The organism is Micromonospora sp. NPDC049645, assembly GCF_040675155.1.
Lineage (GTDB): Bacteria > Actinomycetota > Actinomycetes > Mycobacteriales > Micromonosporaceae > Micromonospora.
Map to the genome: position 1 here is coordinate 1,117,523 of NZ_JBFAOI010000001.1, position 16,448 is coordinate 1,133,970.

At 72.9% G+C, this 16,448-nt stretch carries 12 protein-coding genes; 6 read left to right on the plus strand and 6 right to left on the minus strand.

Annotated features, from left to right (window positions below):
- Nucleotides 1-67 precede the first annotated feature (67 nt).
- Entirely contained in the window at nucleotides 68-4,963 is a 4,896-nt protein-coding gene (locus tag AB0J33_RS05265; RefSeq protein ID WP_363610004.1) for a permease, read from the minus strand.
- A 150-nt stretch (nucleotides 4,964-5,113) separates the two neighbouring features.
- The gene (locus AB0J33_RS05270; RefSeq protein WP_363610006.1) at nucleotides 5,114-6,541 is read right to left on the minus strand and encodes a UDP-glucose/GDP-mannose dehydrogenase family protein; all 1,428 of its coding nucleotides are present in this window, start codon (nucleotides 6,539-6,541) and stop codon (nucleotides 5,114-5,116) included.
- 251 nt (nucleotides 6,542-6,792) lie between these two features.
- Here AB0J33_RS05270 and AB0J33_RS05275 point away from each other — a divergent pair, with 251 nt between their 5' ends.
- Nucleotides 6,793-7,956, plus strand: coding sequence for an acyl-CoA dehydrogenase family protein (locus AB0J33_RS05275; RefSeq protein ID WP_363610008.1), 1,164 nt, complete (start codon nucleotides 6,793-6,795; stop codon nucleotides 7,954-7,956).
- Between the two features lie 200 nt (nucleotides 7,957-8,156).
- Nucleotides 8,157-8,588 carry a hypothetical protein gene (locus AB0J33_RS05280; protein WP_363610010.1) on the plus strand — a complete coding sequence of 144 codons (432 nt, stop codon included), beginning with the start codon at nucleotides 8,157-8,159 and terminating at the stop codon, nucleotides 8,586-8,588.
- On the opposite strand, the gene AB0J33_RS05285 is transcribed toward AB0J33_RS05280, so the two are convergent.
- The gene (locus tag AB0J33_RS05285; RefSeq protein ID WP_363610012.1) at nucleotides 8,575-9,000 is read right to left on the minus strand and encodes a hypothetical protein; all 426 of its coding nucleotides are present in this window, start codon (nucleotides 8,998-9,000) and stop codon (nucleotides 8,575-8,577) included. The two genes, AB0J33_RS05280 and AB0J33_RS05285, sit on opposite strands and share 14 nt — an antisense overlap.
- A gap of 117 nt (nucleotides 9,001-9,117) precedes the next feature.
- The gene (locus tag AB0J33_RS05290; RefSeq protein WP_363610014.1) at nucleotides 9,118-9,270 is read right to left on the minus strand and encodes a hypothetical protein; all 153 of its coding nucleotides are present in this window, start codon (nucleotides 9,268-9,270) and stop codon (nucleotides 9,118-9,120) included.
- 183 nt (nucleotides 9,271-9,453) lie between these two features.
- Here AB0J33_RS05290 and AB0J33_RS05295 point away from each other — a divergent pair, with 183 nt between their 5' ends.
- Nucleotides 9,454-10,746 carry a multidrug effflux MFS transporter gene (locus AB0J33_RS05295; protein WP_363610016.1) on the plus strand — a complete coding sequence of 431 codons (1,293 nt, stop codon included), beginning with the start codon at nucleotides 9,454-9,456 and terminating at the stop codon, nucleotides 10,744-10,746.
- Between the two features lie 112 nt (nucleotides 10,747-10,858).
- On the opposite strand, the gene AB0J33_RS05300 is transcribed toward AB0J33_RS05295, so the two are convergent.
- Nucleotides 10,859-11,530: a hypothetical protein gene (locus AB0J33_RS05300; protein ID WP_363610018.1), complete on the minus strand. Its 672-nt coding sequence runs from the start codon at nucleotides 11,528-11,530 to the stop codon at nucleotides 10,859-10,861.
- 23 nt (nucleotides 11,531-11,553) lie between these two features.
- On the opposite strand from AB0J33_RS05300, the gene AB0J33_RS05305 reads away from it, so the two are divergent.
- Nucleotides 11,554-12,072 (plus strand): hotdog domain-containing protein, encoded by a 519-nt coding sequence (locus AB0J33_RS05305; RefSeq protein WP_363610020.1) that lies wholly within the window; start codon nucleotides 11,554-11,556, stop codon nucleotides 12,070-12,072.
- A gap of 143 nt (nucleotides 12,073-12,215) precedes the next feature.
- Nucleotides 12,216-14,213 (plus strand): acetoacetate--CoA ligase, encoded by a 1,998-nt coding sequence (locus AB0J33_RS05310; RefSeq protein ID WP_363610022.1) that lies wholly within the window; start codon nucleotides 12,216-12,218, stop codon nucleotides 14,211-14,213.
- 241 nt (nucleotides 14,214-14,454) lie between these two features.
- On the opposite strand, the gene AB0J33_RS05315 is transcribed toward AB0J33_RS05310, so the two are convergent.
- Nucleotides 14,455-15,144 carry a TIGR03089 family protein gene (locus AB0J33_RS05315; protein ID WP_363610024.1) on the minus strand — a complete coding sequence of 230 codons (690 nt, stop codon included), beginning with the start codon at nucleotides 15,142-15,144 and terminating at the stop codon, nucleotides 14,455-14,457.
- A gap of 154 nt (nucleotides 15,145-15,298) precedes the next feature.
- Here AB0J33_RS05315 and AB0J33_RS05320 point away from each other — a divergent pair, with 154 nt between their 5' ends.
- Nucleotides 15,299-16,444, plus strand: a complete 1,146-nt coding sequence (locus AB0J33_RS05320) for a glycosyltransferase family 1 protein (protein ID WP_363610025.1) — start codon at nucleotides 15,299-15,301, stop codon at nucleotides 16,442-16,444.
- Nucleotides 16,445-16,448 lie beyond the last annotated feature (4 nt).

Sequence of the window (16,448 nt, forward strand, 5' to 3'; positions counted from 1 at the left end):
GTCGACTCGCGGGCTCGGTTCACGCCCGCGCGCCCCGAGTTCAAAGGGGGTCGATCGGGCTTCCGTCTCATCTCATTCCGCGTAGGGCGGTTTGTAGGCGTTCTTGGGCTCGGCGGCGGCGTTCGTTGCTCGCGCCAAGGACCAGCAGCAGGATGCCCACCGGGATCAGCGCCAGCCATGGGCCGAGGCTGAACAGGGCGTGGATCGCGGTTATCGCGGTGACCGACGCGCCGACGATCACCGGCGCCTGCTGCCGACTGGACGATCCGAAGATCAGCACCGCGACCGCGCCGAGCAGCAGCAGCATCTGCCGCATCGTGCTGGACTCGGTGGCCAGCACGATGGCCAGCGTCGGTACGAATGCGGCGACCAGCGCCGGACCGTACGCCACCCAGCTGCTCAGGTCGGGCCGGTGGCGCAGCTCCAGGACTCCCACGAGGAGGGCCAGCGCGGCGAACGGCAGCGTGTACGCCTCGGGCAGCGCCACGTCGGCGACGCGCATCAGGATCCACCATGCGGTGATCTCGCAGACCACCACCGCCCAGAACAGGATCCGGCGTTCCACCGGCCGGCGGCCGGGCCGGGTCGCCGCCACGCCGAGGACAGCACCCCAGGCGGCCAGCAGGGCGGCGATGTGTCGGGGCGAGTCGAAGGCGAGGGCCAGTGCGATCAGGGCGGCGGCGTAGCCGCTCCACTGCACCGTGGCGGCCTCCCGCTGCGCCTCCGGTTGGCGCAGCCGGGGCAGGACCGCCGCGAACACCTGCAGGGCCGCTCCGACCGCGAGCACCCCGAACGCCGACCAGACCGCGGCCAACCCGGCGACCAGGCCGGCGGTGAGGACGAAGAGTTGCGCCATCAACGAGGCGAAGAGCCAGCCGAGGATGCGGGCCCGCTGGGTGGTCCCGAACAGGGCCGCCACCACGCCCACGCCGACCGCCCCGCCGAGAGTGAACAGGGTCAGCTCGCGGGCGGCGAGGCTGCCGGCCAGCCCGGCGCCGCCGGCCGCCAACCCGATGACGAACACCAGGACCCGGGCCAGCCGCAGCGAGCGGGCCGGCTCGACCAGCGGCGGTGGTGGGGTCAGCGCGAGACCGAGCATCGCGATGGTGAAGACGGACAGCGCCGCGAGGGTGCTCGCCGGCCAACCGCTGCCCAGCGCGATCGGCGCGATCAGCAGCGTGACGGCGGCCCCGGGCAGCACCACCGGCACGGCACGGGAGCGTCGACCTCCGCTGAAACCGGTGGCGGCGAGTGCCGCCGTCGCGGTGAGCAGCAGCGCCGTGAGCACGTGGGTGGGGTCCACCACGTCCGGGGGCGGGGTGAGCAGTTCCGGGGGTGGGCCCTGCCAGATCCGGGTCAGCGTGCGGTGCGGCTCGACCAGGGCGGCGACCAGCGCGGGTGCGATCGAGGCGAGCGCCAGCGCGGTCGGCAGGGCCGCCGCGGCCAACGCACCGGCGGCCGGGTTGACCCGCCACCGCCGTCGCTCCGGGTCGTCGGGCAGTCGGCGTAGCGCGCCGTCGAGTCGTACCGCCCAGCGCCGCACCGGCTGAGCGGAGCCGGTGGGGGGCACGGTGGCCGCCCGGATCAGCTCGGCCAACACGCCGAGCAGGGCGGCGGCTGCCGCGTAGACGCCCGCGGCGAGGCCGGTGGGGATGGCGGCGAGGGCGCTGATGGTGGCCCCGCCGACCACCGCCACGCTGACCCAGGGCAGGTATTGCGGCACCTGCCGGCGGACCGCGGCGACGGCGGCCAGGCCGAGGCTGGTGGCGGCCAGCGCGGACGTCAGCACCACCTGCGCCGAGTGTTCGAACTCGGCGGACAGCGCCGCCACCGCGCCGGGTAGGGCCAGCAGCGCGGCGCCGATCGCCGCACCGCCGATCTGCGCCAGGTGCGGCGGCATTCCCTCGGTGTCGATGTCGCCGACCTGCGGGCCGGCGAGGACGCGGGCCAGCGTGGCCACCACCACGCCGATCAGCGCGATGCTGCCCAGCGCCAACGCCGTGGTCCACGGTCGGACCAGTCCGGCTCCGGCGGTGTGCAAGGCGACGACCCCGGCCACGGTGGCCCGGGACAGCCCGGCGCGGGCCTCCTCGGTGGCCACCGCGGCCATGCCGAACACGGTGGCGACCATGCCGCCGACCAGGACCGGTGACCACCAGGGCAGGTCGAATGCGGCGGGCGCGCCGATGGTGGCGAGCACCACCGCCACGCCGGACACGTCCCAGCGCCAGGGCGGGGGGAGCAGGATGCCGGCGGCGAGGGCCAGCAGCGCCAGCGCGACGGGAGCCTGCCAGGTGGCGCCGCCGACCGGGGCGGCCGGCCAGTCGCCCAGGTCGCCCCGCCAGATCGGGCCGGGCGTGGCGAGCACGCCGACCCCACCGCGCACGGCCGACCAGCCGGCGAGTACGCCGACGAGGGCGCCGCCGACGGCGAGGCCGAGGATCGGACCGCGCCGCCACTCCTCCGGCATGCTGCGGGCGCCCACGGCGACCACCAGCATCAGGGCGGCGGCCACCGCCAACTGCCCGCCCGGGGCGAGTACGGCCCCGATCCGCACCAGTGTGGCGACCAGGGCGGTGGTGACCGCCGCGGCGGCCAGGTCCGAGCCGTCGAGGGTGAGGTCGGCTCGACGGCCGGCGTCGATGGACGGGGCCAGGAACAGCAGCACTGCCGCGACCAGCAGGAGCGCGCCCACCCAGGCGTCGGCGACGGTCGCGCCGGGCGCCCCGAACGCGGCGGCGGTGACCATCAGCGCGCCCAGACCGGTGCCCACCGACAGCGGCACCGGGATGCGGCGTTGGGAGACCTGCACGACGGCGGCGTAGCCGAGGGTCACACAGACCGCCAGGAAGCTGGCCGCCAGGACCGGGACGGTCACCTCCCGAAGGCTGGCCGGAGTGGGGGTCGGGTCGCGCGGCATGGTGGCGGCCACGAACGCGGCCACCGCCCCGGGCAGCGCGAACGCGGCCCCTCCGGCGGCCCAGGCGGTGACCGTGTCGGAGGCGGCCGAGGCGATCCGGACCCGTGGCGCCAACGCGACCAGCGTGCCGGCCACGAACAGGGTGATCAGGACCGCGGCGGTGAGGGTGGGGCTGGCCAGGCTGGCTCCCGCGCCGAACAGGCCCACGACGGCCGCCCCGATGGCGTGTGCCGCCGCGGCCCGGTCGGTGCGGGCGGAGAGCCCGATGACCCCGATGCCGATCGCGGTGACCACCATCGGCCAGGGTGCCACCGACCAGCCGAGACCGAACGAGGCCGGGACGGCGAGCGCGGTCAGCGCCGCGCCGGCGACCGCGAACTCGCGGCGGATCTCGGTGGGCAGGGCCAGCACCGCAGCGATGGTGAGCAGGAAGGCGGCGCCCGCGAGCTGCCAGGTGGTCGGCCCGACGGCGGCGGCCAACTCGCTCGGGTACCGGCTCAGGTCGGCGTCCCACGCTGGCAGCGCCGCCCGGACCGGGGCCACCCCGGCGCGTAGTGCGCCGCCGGCGACCACCAGGCCGCTGACGGTCAGCGCCACCGCCGAGGCGATCTGGGGGCCGCGTCGGGCCGCCTCCGGGACCGCGCGGACCGCCAGCCCGGTCACCGTGATGACCGCCGCGATCAGCAGCAGCGCCCGGCCGGGGAGCGCCACCGAGGCGATCCGGCTGAGCGCGCCGATCACCGCCAGGGTGACGATGCCGGCCGCGACGTCGGGTAGCGGCGGGCGACGCAGCACCAGCGCGCCGGCCAGCCCGACGGCGGCGGCCAGCAGCAGCACCACCCCGGCGCCGGTCGCGGTCGGCACGGTCTGCGCCCGCAGCAGGGCGGTGACCGCGTACGCCAGGGAGACGGCGACCGCCACCGCGTGCAGCAACCAGGTCAGCTCACGAAGGCCGGGCACCGGACGGGTCGGCAGCGGGTCGGTGGAGCCGGCGCTGGGGTCGATCAGCTCGGCGGCCTCCTCCGGGTCGCCCTCGGGTCGGCCCTCCGCGTCGCGTTGGCGGGGCGTCGACGGCGTGCCCGGCGGTGGCAGGTCCTGCCGGACGGGGCGTTCGACGGTCACGCCGGAGCGGGCCAGGCCGAGGTTGACGAGGGCGACCAGGGCGAGCACCAGGGCCCAGCCTCCCGGGCCGCTGATCTGGTCGTACGCCAGCAGGGGCAGCACCGGCTGCGCGGCGAGCACGGTGGCGAAGCGGGGCACGCGCAGGCCGGTCCAACGGGCGTACCCGAGTGCGACGGCGGCGGTGACCGCGAAGATCACCCCGGCGAAGACCGTGGCGGAGGCGCTGCCGGCGCCGATGCGGTCGACCGCCCAGAGGGCGTTGCCGGCGAGCGGCACCAGCAGCAGGCCGACCGCGGCGATGGTCTCGGCGGTCGAGGTGAGGCCGCGCCGGGCCAGCGCCGGTGGGGCGAGCAGCATCAGCACGGTGGCCAGGAGCAGGATGCCGAGCCGGGCCAGCGCGTCCATCGAGCTGGTGGCCACCGCGGCGAAGACCACCGCGGCCACCCCGAGCAGCAGCGCGCCGAGCCCGAGGGGGATGTTCTGCACCTCGCGCGAGGACGCCTCGGGCGGGTGCTGCGGGTCGTCCGCGTCCAGCCAGCTGGCCTTCGGTGGCGGCGGCGGATCCTCCGGGGCGGGTGGGGTGCCCTGGCGGGGCACCCGGGGCGGCGCGCCGGTGGTGGCGGCGGTCGGTGGCCGACGGCCAGGCCGGCGGCGCAGCACCCGGCGTGGCCGGGTGGCCTGCTTGACCCGCTCCTCGCCGGCGTGGGCGAGGATGTCCCGCTGGAAGAGCGCTGCCTGCATCTTGGCGGCGATCTGCCGTTGCTCGCGTGCGATGGCGGCGTCGCGCGCCTTCATCTCCGCGATCGAACGCTCAATGTCCGCCAGGTGCTCGACCCACTGTGGTTGATCTGCCCCACAGTGCGGGCATCGAACGGCCGGCTTGATCTCCCGGCCGCACGAGGAGCATTGAAAGGTCGCCACGACACCCCTCCACCCGCAATGTGGACTCCCACTGTCGCAGCATGCCCAAAGCTGGCGCGGATTTCGACTCTTGTCGGCGGGTCCGGGGCAAACAACGACACCGGCCGGCCATCGAGATGCTCGATGACCGGCCGGTGGGCGTCGATTTCGTCAGGGGCGACCCATGCCCCGGTACTCCCAGCCGGCCTGGGTCCACAGTGCCGGGTCGAGGCAGTTGCGGCCGTCGACGACCTTGCGGCCGCTGACCAACTCGCCGAGGGCGACCGGGTCGGCGTTGCGGAAGTCGGCCCACTCGGTGAGGACGCAGACCAGGTCGGCGCCGCTGACCGCCTCGTTGATGCCGCTCTCGTAGGTCAACTCGGGCACCGCGCGGCGGGCGTTCTCGGTGCCCTGCGGGTCGTACACGTGCACCTCGGCGCCGGCCTTGTGCAGCAGCGCGGCGACGGCGAGCGCCGGGGCGTCGCGGACGTCGTCGGTGTTGGGCTTGAAGGTCGCGCCGAGTACGGCGATGCGGGTGCCGGAGAAGTCCGGGCCGGCGGGGCCGGAACGGCGGCCGAGCAGGTCCGCGGCGAGCTGGAGCACCCGGGTACGGCGGCGCAGGTTGATCAGGTCGACCTCGTGCAGGAAGCGCAGCGCCTCGCCGGCGCCCAGCTCCTGGGCGCGGGCCTGGAAGGCGCGGATGTCCTTGGGCAGGCAGGCGCCGCCGAAGCCGAGGCCGGCCTGGAGGAACCGGTTGCCGATCCGCGGGTCGTAGCCGATCGCGCGGGCCAGCTGGGTGACGTCACCGCCGGACGCCTCGCAGACCTCGGCCATCGCGTTGATGAAGGAGATCTTGGTGGCCAGGAAGGCGTTCGCGGCGACCTTGACCAGCTCGGCGGTGGAGAAGTCGGTGACCACCAGGGGCACCTCGCGGTCCTCCGTGGCGGCCAGGTCGAACACGCCCTTGTGCGCGGCGTAGAGCATGCCGTTGGCCCACTCGCTCTTGACACCGACCACGATCCGGTTGGGTCGCAGGACGTCGTCGACGGCGAAGCCCTCCTGGAGGAACTCGGGGCTCCAGGCCACCTCGACGTCCAGGTCGTCCGGGGTGTGCTTGCCGACGAGCTGCTCGACCCACTCGGCGGTGCCGACCGGCACGGTGGACTTGCCGACGATCAACGCCTTGCGGGTCAGGTGCTGCGCGAGGCTGGTGACCGACGCCTCGACGTACGACAGGTCGGCGCCCATGCCGTCGGCCCGCTGCGGGGTGCCGACGCAGATGAAGTGCACGTCACCGAAGTCGGCGGTCTCGGCGATGTCGGTGCTGAACCGGAGGCGGCCGGCGGCGAGGTTGCGTCGGAGCAGCTCGTCCAGGCCGGGCTCGTGGATCGGCACCTGACCCGCGTTCAGCATGGCGATCTTGTCGGCGTCGACGTCGAACCCGAGTACCTCGTACCCCAGCTCCGCGTAGCAGATGGCGTACGTCGCACCGAGGTAACCGGTCCCCAGGAACGTCACCCGCGGCCGGGGTGCGCCTGAGGGCGGGGTCACCGCGGCGATGGCGGGGGTCGGCTGGATGGTGGGGTAGGGGATCGTCACGCCTGTCTTCTCCGCTCGCGCTGGCGTCGCGTCGTCGCGTCGCATTCTGCTGCGGCGCCTGGGCGGGGCACCGGAGGGCTGGCTCACTGTCTCGGTCTCCATCATCGCCCAGCGCGTTAGGTGCACCATCTTGCCCATACCTACGCGCCGGTAACATCACCTGAACTGCAGTCGCTAGTCTTCAGTCTGCGCGGTCGGCGGTCAGGAGTCGTCACAGACTGCGCATGATAGCGGTGAAGGGGAGGGCCGAGATGGCCGCAGGGGAGTCGTTCGACGTCTACCGGTTGCCGGAGGAGCACGAGGCGATCCGGGAGGCGGTGCGTGAGGTCTGTGCCGCGAAGGTGGCGCCGCACGCCGCCGAGGCCGACGAGACCGGGGAGTTCCCCAAGGCGTCCTACGACGCGCTGCGGGCTGCCGACTTCCACGCCCCGCACATTCCCGAGGAGTTCGGCGGCGCGGGCGCCGATGCGCTGGCCACCGCCATCGTGATCGAGGAGGTGGCCCGCGCCTGCGCGTCCTCCTCGCTGATCCCGGCGGTGAACAAACTCGGCACGATGCCCCTGTTGCTCGCCGGTTCCGCCGACCTGAAGAGGCGTTACCTGACGCCGGTCGCGGCCGGTGACGCGATGTTCTCGTACTGCCTGTCCGAGCCGGAGGCGGGCAGCGACGCGGCCTCGATGACCACCAGGGCCGTACGTGACGGGGATCACTGGGTGCTCAACGGTGTGAAGCGTTGGATCACGAACGCCGGGGTGTCCGAGTTCTACACGGTCTTCGCCGTCACCGACCCGGCTGCCCGGTCCCGGGGCATCTCGGCCTTCGTGGTCGAGAAGTCCGATCCGGGGGTGAGCTTCGGTGCGCCGGAGAAGAAGCTCGGCATCAAGGGCTCGCCCACCCGCGAGGTCTACCTCGACAACGTGCGGATCCCGGCCGACCGGATGATCGGGGCGGAGGGCACCGGCTTCGCCACCGCCATGAAGACCCTCGACCACACCCGGGTCACCATCGCCGCGCAGGCGGTCGGGATCGCGCAGGGCGCGCTCGACTACGCCAAGGGGTACGTGGCCGAGCGCCGGCAGTTCGGCAAGGCGATCGCCGAGTTCCAGGGGATCCAGTTCATGCTCGCCGACATGGGCATGAAGCTGGAGGCGGCCCGGCAGCTCACCTATGCGGCGGCCGGCAAGTCGGAGCGCGGCGACGCCGATCTCACCTACTTCGGCGCGGCGGCGAAGTGCTTCGCCTCGGACGCCGCCATGGAGATCACCACGGATGCGGTGCAGTTGCTCGGTGGCTACGGCTACACGCGGGACTACCCGGTCGAGCGGATGATGCGGGACGCCAAGATCACGCAAATCTACGAGGGCACCAACCAGGTGCAGCGGATCGTCATGGCGCGGCAGCTCCTGAAGGGTTGATCTGGGGCTGGGGCGCAGCCTGAAGGCGGCGGAAGAAAAGGACCACGCTCAGAGTTCGCGGTTCCTCTGAACGCGATCGAGGCTCAACGCTGCTGGGCGTGCTCAGCAGCGCGATTGGCGAGCGAAGAGACCGCGGACGCTACAGTCCACGGCAGCTGCACGTGAGGCGGTCGCCGTCGCCAGATGAGGAGCCGGGTGGCATGGTTGCGGGACGATCGCGCGACCGCAGGGTCATCCTCGGCGTCGCCGGGCTCGCGCTGCTGACGGCGATGCCTGCGGCCCTGGTCGCGGCGAACGTCACAGATCTGTGGATCGTCGCGGCGGTGACGGCGATCGCCGCCGTCGCTGCCGCGCTGGGGGCGATCTGGCAGGGGCGGGCACAGCGGTACGCGCAGCGCCGCGACGACCAACAGTTGGGTGTCGTCGACGGTTGCCTGGTGCTGCGCGGCCGGTTGCCCCGGGTGCGGGAGGTTGGCAGGCCGACCTGGCTGGGCGTCCTGGTCGACCCTCACGCCGATAAGAACGTCGCCCGTGTCGATGCTGAGGGGTGGGCGTCGAGTGGGCTCCGCCAGCCGCCAGCCGCCAGCCGCAGCGCCGGAGGAGCCCACTCGACGTGGCTCAGTAGATGGTGACGGAGGTGCCCGTGCGGAGGCGGCCGTCGGCGTAGCTCCAGACAGCACCCGGGGGGTAGATCGGGCTGCATACTGTTCCGCCGTCGGACCAGCAGAACTTCACGGTGTAGCTGCCGCTCTTGCCTCCGTTACGCGCGGGCCAGCTGCCGGTCTTGGTCCCCGCCGAGCCGTAGAAGCCCTGGTTGGCGTACGGCGTCGAACCGGAGAAGTAGCAGGCGTACGACGTGTTCGTGCAGATGGGTGTGTTGCTGATCAGTGTGCTGAAGTCGCCGATTGGCTGCGCGGAGACCACCGCGCCGGTCTTCGGGTCGATCAGGTAGTGCATGCCGCCGGTCAGACCTGCTGAATCCGCCGCCGGGCTGGCTTGGGCCGCCGACGCGGAAAATATGCCGGCCATCATGACGGCGGCCATCAGGACGCTTGACCACCTACCGAGTCGAGCCGAGAAACCATGACGCACGGTGACACCCCCGAGGCGTTGCGTAGCGGTGTGGTGATCCTAAGCACGCGATCTTGTATCCGTCAATGTTCACTGGGTGCCCGGTGGATCGTGGATCCGGCGACCGCCGGGCGCGTCTCCGGCAACCTCGAAGAGGCGCGTGGCGGCCCGACCGGACGGGGTGACGCCCCACACACCGGGAACGTCAACCGTCGGCGCGCTGTTGCCGAGCGAGAGAATCACCCTCGGACCATCGATTCACCCGGCCATCCCCCGCCACGACCCCTGCCTCGTCACGTCCACGCCGCCCACCGCTTTGCTGCCGCGTCCACGCCCTCGCGGTGACGCCCGGCGATCCGGCGCTTGGGCCTGGCCGCTCGCGTTCACGCCGCGGTTCGTGACGACGCATCCCGCAGAGAGATCGAGATGATGAAGCAGTTGGTGGAGAAGACCGGACGCGATTCCGCCGTCGCGCACGAGGTGTTGCCCGGCGACCTGATGACCAACCGCCAGCGGGCGCAGCTCGTCCTCGTGCTCGGCGCGCTGATCGCCATCGGGCCGTTGACCATCGACATGTACCTGCCCGCGCTGCCCGCCATCACGGCGGGTCTACAGACCACCGAGACCGCGGTGCAGTTGACGCTGACCGGCACGCTGGTCGGTCTGGCCTTGGGTCAGTTGCTGATCGGGCCGCTCTCCGACGTGGTCGGGCGGCGGGTGCCGCTGCTGGCCGGTCTGGCCGCGCACATCCTGGCGTCCGTCCTCTGCGTCTTCGCGCCCAACATCGGGGTGCTCGGCGGGCTGCGCGTACTCCAGGGGCTCGGTGTCGCGGCCGCCACCGTGGTCGCGACGGCCGTGGTCCGCGACCTGTTCAGCGGCGCGTCCTTCGCCCGGATCTTCTCCCGGCTGATGCTCGTCATGGGTCTGGCGCCGATCCTCGCGCCGACCCTGGGCAGCGGCCTGTTGGGCTGGACCGACTGGCGGGGCGTCTTCGCCGCGCTGGCGGTGCTGGGCGCGCTGCTGATCGTCGTGGCCGCGTTCCGGCTGCCGGAGACCCTGCCGGTGTCGCGTCGGCGGCACGGCGGGGTGAGCGCCACCCTGCGCGACTACCGGGGGTTGCTCAACGACCGGGCGTTCGTGGGCCTGGTGCTCGTCGCCGGCCTGGCGATGGCGGCCCTGTTCGCGTACGTCTCGGGTTCGTCGTTCGTGCTCCAGAAGGAGTACGGCCTCGACGAGCAGCAGTTCGGTGTGGCCTTCGGGGCCGGCGCGGTGGGCCTGATCGGGGCCACCCAGTTCAACGTGCGGCTGCTGCGCCGCTACACCCCGCAGCAGATCCTGGTCAGCGCCCTGATCGCCGGAACGGCGGCCGGGCTGCTGCTGGTCATGTTCGCGGCGACCGGCTTCGGCGGCCTGGGCACCCTGCTCGGGTCACTGTGGCTGGTCCTGGCCGCCGCCGGCCTCGCCCTGCCGAACGCTCCGGCGCTGGCGATGAGCCGGCACAGCGAGGCCGCCGGCACCGCCGCCGCGCTGCTCGGCGCGGTGCAGTTCGGTATCGGTGCGGTGTCGGCGCCGTTGGCGGGTCTGTTCGGGACCGGGAGCGTACCGATGGCGATCGTCATCGCGGGCGGCATGGCCGCCGCGCTGATCGTCATGCTCCTCGTCGTGCCCCGCGCGAGCCTTGGCACGGTCGATCCGGAGCTGGCGGTCGCGCTGCACTAGGCGCGGACTCGACGCTCTCCGGAGGAGATCACCCGCGCCATCCCGAACGTCAGCGAGGAGAGACGCTCTCTGCAGGAGAGCGGGCGGGCCGGTCGCCCGGCCCGCCCGACGATCAGTGGGTCTCGGTGGTGTCCTCGGCGCGCGGTTGACCGCGCGGCGGGGCGGACCAGGGTGATTCGCCACCCACCCGGCGGGGCAGCGGTTCGGTGGGTGTCGAGTCGGCCGGGTAACCCAGAGTGAGCGGCGCGGTGTCGCGCTCGGCGGGCTGCGGCGGCGGCCAGTCGGTCAAGGTGAACTCTTCGGTGCGGGGGCCTCCGTCCGCCGCGGGGGTGGGTGCGGTGACCGGATCGGTCGCCGGGCTCGGCCACTGCCGCCAACGCTGCCTGCTGAAGGTCGCCATCAGCAGCAACAGGCCGACCAGGAACAGCGTCCCGTTCTCCACGGGCAGCCGCAGCGGCAACGGGTCGCCGAACACCTTCCACTCGTGCGGGATCGCGTCCCGCGTCGAGAAGGGCGCCACGAACATCCCGATGTACGGGGTGACCAGCAGCGCCCCGGCCACCAGCGGGCCCAGCGGCGAGAAGCGCAGCGTGCCGAGCAGGCCCAGCAGGACACCGCCGACACCGAGGTACACGGCCGGCTCGATCAGGTTGGCGGTGTTGAACGTGCCGATCTCCACCCAGCGGTCGACCGTCCGGCTCGACCCGTCCTGCCCCAGTGTGACCAGCACCCAGGTGATGGGCGCCACCACCAGCCCGGCGAGGAAGCTCCAGAGATGTCGCATCCGCGCACCGTACCGTTTTCGGCATGACAGAGCACCTCTCCGCCGCTCCGACCGGCAAGCCGACGTCGTACTCGCGCGTCACTCTCAGCAAGATCATGACCGCGGTGGACGTGAACCTCTACGGCACCGTGCACGGCGGGGTCCTGATGAAGTTCGTCGACGACGTGGCCGGGGCCGCCGCCGCGCGACACAGCGGCGGAACCGCGGTGACGGCGGCGATCGACGAGATCGTCTTCTCCGAGGCGGTCCGGGTCGGCGACCTCGTGCACGCGCACGCTCAGGTGAACTGGACCGGCCAGACCTCGATGGAGGTGGGCGTGCGGGTGGTCGCCGAACGGTGGGACTCGGCCGAGGACGCCCCGGTCCGGGTGGCCACCGCGTACCTGGTGTTCGTCGGGGTGGACGTCGGTGGGGCGCCGCGGGCCGTCCGCCCGGTGCTGCCGGAGACGGCGGAGGACGAGCGCCGGTACAGGGAGGCGGAGATCCGCCGGGCGCACCGGCTCGCCCGCCGCCGCGCCATCCAGGCCCACCGCGCTGGCTGACCCACATGAGGTGGCGGGGTGGAGTGTGGGACGGGCACGCGTCGGTCGGCCGACCCCGTGCGCAGAATGGCGCTTCGAGGTAGGGCAAGATGGCGCCACGGCCCAGTCACAGTGGCGTGTCGGGCCAGGGGGAGGGTGGAGCAGTGGGTGACATGCTGTGGGCGCCGCCGACGGACGTACTCGAGCGGTCCCGGATCGGCGCCTACCTGCGCTGGCTGCGGGAGCACCGTGGATTGGACTTCGCCGACTACGACGCGCTGTGGCACTGGTCCACCACCGATCTGGACGGGTTCTGGCGCTCGATCTGGGACCACTTCGAGGTGATCGCACACACCCCGCCGACCGCCACCCTGGCGCAGCGGCGGATGCCCGGCGCCCGCTGGTTCCCCGGCGCCACGCTCAACTACGCGGAGAACGTGCTGCGGATGCCCGGGCGGGCCGACGACGACCCGGTGGTGATCTCCCACGGGCAGACCCGCCCGCCGGTCACGCTGACCGCCGCAGAGCTGCGCGAACAGGTCCGCCGGGTGTCGGCCGGGCTGCGCCGGCTCGGCGTCACCGCCGGTGACCGGGTGGCGGCGTACGCCCCGAACATCGCCGAGACGTACGTCCTGCTGCTGGCCACCGCGAGCCTGGGCGCGATCTTCTCGTCCTGCGCGCCGGAGTTCGGCACCCGCAGCGTCACCGACCGCTGGCAGCAGATCGAACCGACCGTGCTGGTCGCCGTCGACGGCTACCGGTACGGCGACAAGCCGGTGGACCGGCGCGCCGAGGTCGCCGCGATCCGGGCCGCCCTGCCGTCGCTGCGGCACACCGTCGGCATCGGCTACCTCGACCCGACCGGCCCCGCTCCCGCCGGCGCGCTGAGCTGGGCCGAGTTGGCGGCGCCCACCGACGAGCCGTTGACGTTCACGCCGGTGCCGTTCGACCACCCGCTGTACGTGCTCTACTCCTCGGGCACCACCGGGCTGCCGAAGCCGATCGTGCACGGTCACGGCGGCATCCTGCTGGAACACCTGAAGATGCTCGCCCTGCACCACGACCTGGGCCCGGCCGACCGGTTCTTCTGGTTCACCACCACCGGCTGGATGATGTGGAACTTCCTGGTCTCCGGCCCGGCGGTGGGCGCCGCCATCGTGCTCTTCGACGGCAACCCGGGGGTCCGGGCGGAGCCCGGCCGGACGGCCGAGCCCGACCTCGGCGCGCTGTGGCGGCTGGCGGCGGAGACCGGCACCACGTACTTCGGCACCTCCGCGCCGTACCTGTTGGCCTGCCGCAAGGCCGGGCTGGTCCCCCGGGACGTCGCCGACCTGTCGGCGCTGCGCGGCGTGGGTTCCACCGGCGCGCCGCTACCCGCCGAGGGCTTCCGCTGGGTGTACGAGACGGTCGGCGACCACCTCCAACTCCAGTCGCTCTCCGGCGGCACCGACGTGTGCACAGGCTTCGTCGGCGGGGTGCCGCTGCTGCCGGTGTACGCCGGTGAGATCGCCTGCCGCGCGTTGGGCGCGAAGGTGGAGGCCCGGTCCCCCGACGGCACGCCGGTCATCGGCGAACTCGGCGAGCTGGTCATCACCGAGCCGATGCCGAGCATGCCGGTGAGCTTCTGGAACGACCCGGACGGCACCCGCTACTCCGAGGCGTACTTCGACGTCTACCCGGGCGTCTGGCGGCACGGCGACTGGATCACGATCAACGAGCGGGGTGGCTGCGTGATCACCGGGCGCTCCGACGCGACGCTCAACCGCGGTGGCGTCCGGCTCGGCACCGCCGAGTTCTACTCCGTGGTGGAGGGGCTCGACGAGGTCGTCGACTCGGTCGTCGTCCATCTGGAGGACGACGAGGGCGGCGCCGGTGAGCTGTTGCTCTTCGTGGTGCTGGCCGAGGGCCTGGAGTTGGACGACCCGATGCGCGCCAAGATCTGCCGCGAGCTGCGGACGGCGCTCTCACCCCGGCACGTGCCCGACGAGATCCATCAGGTGCGGGCGGTGCCCCGCACCCTCTCGGCGAAGAAGCTGGAGGTGCCGGTCAAGAAGATCCTCACCGGCACTCCGGTCGACCAGGCCGCCGCCAAGGGCGCTCTGGCCAACCCCGAGTCCCTGACGGCCTTCGCCACCCTGGCCCACTCCCGCAACCAGTCCTAACCCTCCGCCCCCGCTCCGCCCTCGCCCCGCCCCCGCTCCGCCCCCGCTCCGCCCCCGCTGGCCCCCGCGCCCCCGTTGGCGTCGATCAAGGAGTTGTGGTGCCTCTCAAAAGGGGCGTATCCACGAAAGTTACCCACCACAAGTCCATGATCGGCCAGGGCGGGTCGGGCCGGGGCGGGGCGGGCCGGGTCGGGGTGGGGTGGGGTGGGTCGGGCGGGGCGGGCGGGGCGGGGCTGGGGGGTTAGGGGAGGGGGTGGGTTACTTTTTCTGTGCTCAGTTTGGCGGCTAGGCGGGCTGGGTCCTGGTTGGCGCAGAGGACCACGGTGGCGGCGCGGGTCAGCGGAGCCAGGAGCCAGTCGACCGGGTCGGGGTAACGGGTGGCGTCCACCAGGACCCGCGCGCCGGCCTCGATGCCCAGCTCGGTGGCGCGGGCCTCGGCGCGAGCCAGCAGGTGCCCGTCGGTGGGGCCCGGACCGGGTTGCGGCGTGAAGTGGTCACCGTGTCCGCGTACCTCGACGACGTAGTCGGCGAACCCGGGCGGCACCTGCCGGAGCGGGGCGGCGAGGGGGGCCAGCCCGAGGGCGTACCGCTCGTCGGCGGACCAGGACTGCGCCTCGTCGAGCTGGTCGGCGGCGGCGAAGAGCACGTCCACGTCGCCCGGTGTGTCGACGACGCTCAACTTGGCCGACCAGCAGCCGAGCAGCACCGCCGCGGTCTGCCAGTGCGGTGGCAACAGCACACCGGCCGGGGTGCCCGGCGCGAGGCCGACCTCGTCGACGAGAAGGTTGGCGGTCTTCGCCACCCAGTTCGCCAGTGTGGTGCCGGAGAGTTCGGTGCGGTCGCCGGTGGCGTCGTCGTACCAGGTGAGCATCGGTCTGGTCGGGTCGGTCGCGATCGCGTCGGCGAACACCCGGGCAATGTTGTCGGCCATCGGCGCGAACGATACGCCCCTGCGGGCCGTACTCGATGACGATGACAAGTCGGCGTACCGTCGGGTCGCAGTCAGCGTCGGACCCGCGCCCCGGCGTAGGCTTGACCCCCGGAGTGTTGTTCCCCACAGACCCGCCAGTACAAGGAGTCGCCCCGTGACCGCCGGTCGCCCGCCCCGCGTGCTCATCGACGCCACGAGTGTCCCCGCCGACCGTGGTGGTGTCGGTCGATACGTCGACGGTCTGCTCGGCGCCCTCGGCAAGGTGTGCGGGTCGGGGGTGGAGCTGGCGGTGGTCAGCCTCCGCACCGACCTGGAGCGTTACACCCGCATGCTGCCCGGGGCGGAGATCATCCCCGCCCCGGCCGCCGTGGCGCACCGCCCGGCCCGGCTCGCGTGGGAGCAGACCGGCCTGCCGCTGCTCGCCCAGCAGGTGGGGGCACACGTGCTGCACTCGCCCTTCTACACCTGCCCGCTGCGGGCCGGGTGTCCGGTCACGGTCACCGTGCACGACGCGACGTTCTTCACCGAGCCGGAGCATTACGACAAGTCGCGCCGCACGTTCTTCCGCAGCGCCATCAAGACCTCGCTGCGCCGCGCCGACCGGGTGATCGTGCCCAGCAAGGCCACCCGGGACGAGCTGATCCGGCTGCTGGACGCCGATCCGACCCGCATCGACGTGGCCTACCACGGCGTCGACCAGGCTGCCTTCCACGCCCCCACCGAGGAGGAGAAGGCCCGTGTCCGTGCTCGTCTGGGGTTGGGCAACAGCAGCTACGTCGCCTTCCTCGGCGCCAAGGAGCCGCGCAAGAACGTGCCCAACCTGATCCGTGGTTGGGCGCGGGCGGTGGCTGACCGGGCCGACCCGCCCGCCCTGGTGATCGCCGGTGGGCAGGGGCACGACGACGACATCGACCGGGCGGTGGCCGAGGTCCCGTCGCACCTGCGTCTGCTGCGCCCCGGCTACCTGCGCTACGCCGACCTGCCGGGCTTCCTCGGTGGCGCGCTCGTCGCCGCGTACCCGTCCTACGGCGAGGGCTTCGGGCTGCCGATCCTGGAGGCGATGGCGTGTGCCGCCCCGGTGTTGACCACGCCGCGGCTCTCGCTGCCCGAGGTGGGTGGCGACGCGGTCGCGTACACCTCGGAGGATCCGGAGCAGATCGGCACGGACCTGGCGGCTCTCCTCGACGACGAGCAGCGGCGGTTGTCGTTGGCGAAGGCGGGGTTCGACCGGGCCAAGGAGTTCACCTGGGAGTCCAGCGCCGAGGTGCACATCGCCGCGTGGAGTCGTGCCCGTTCCTGACCCT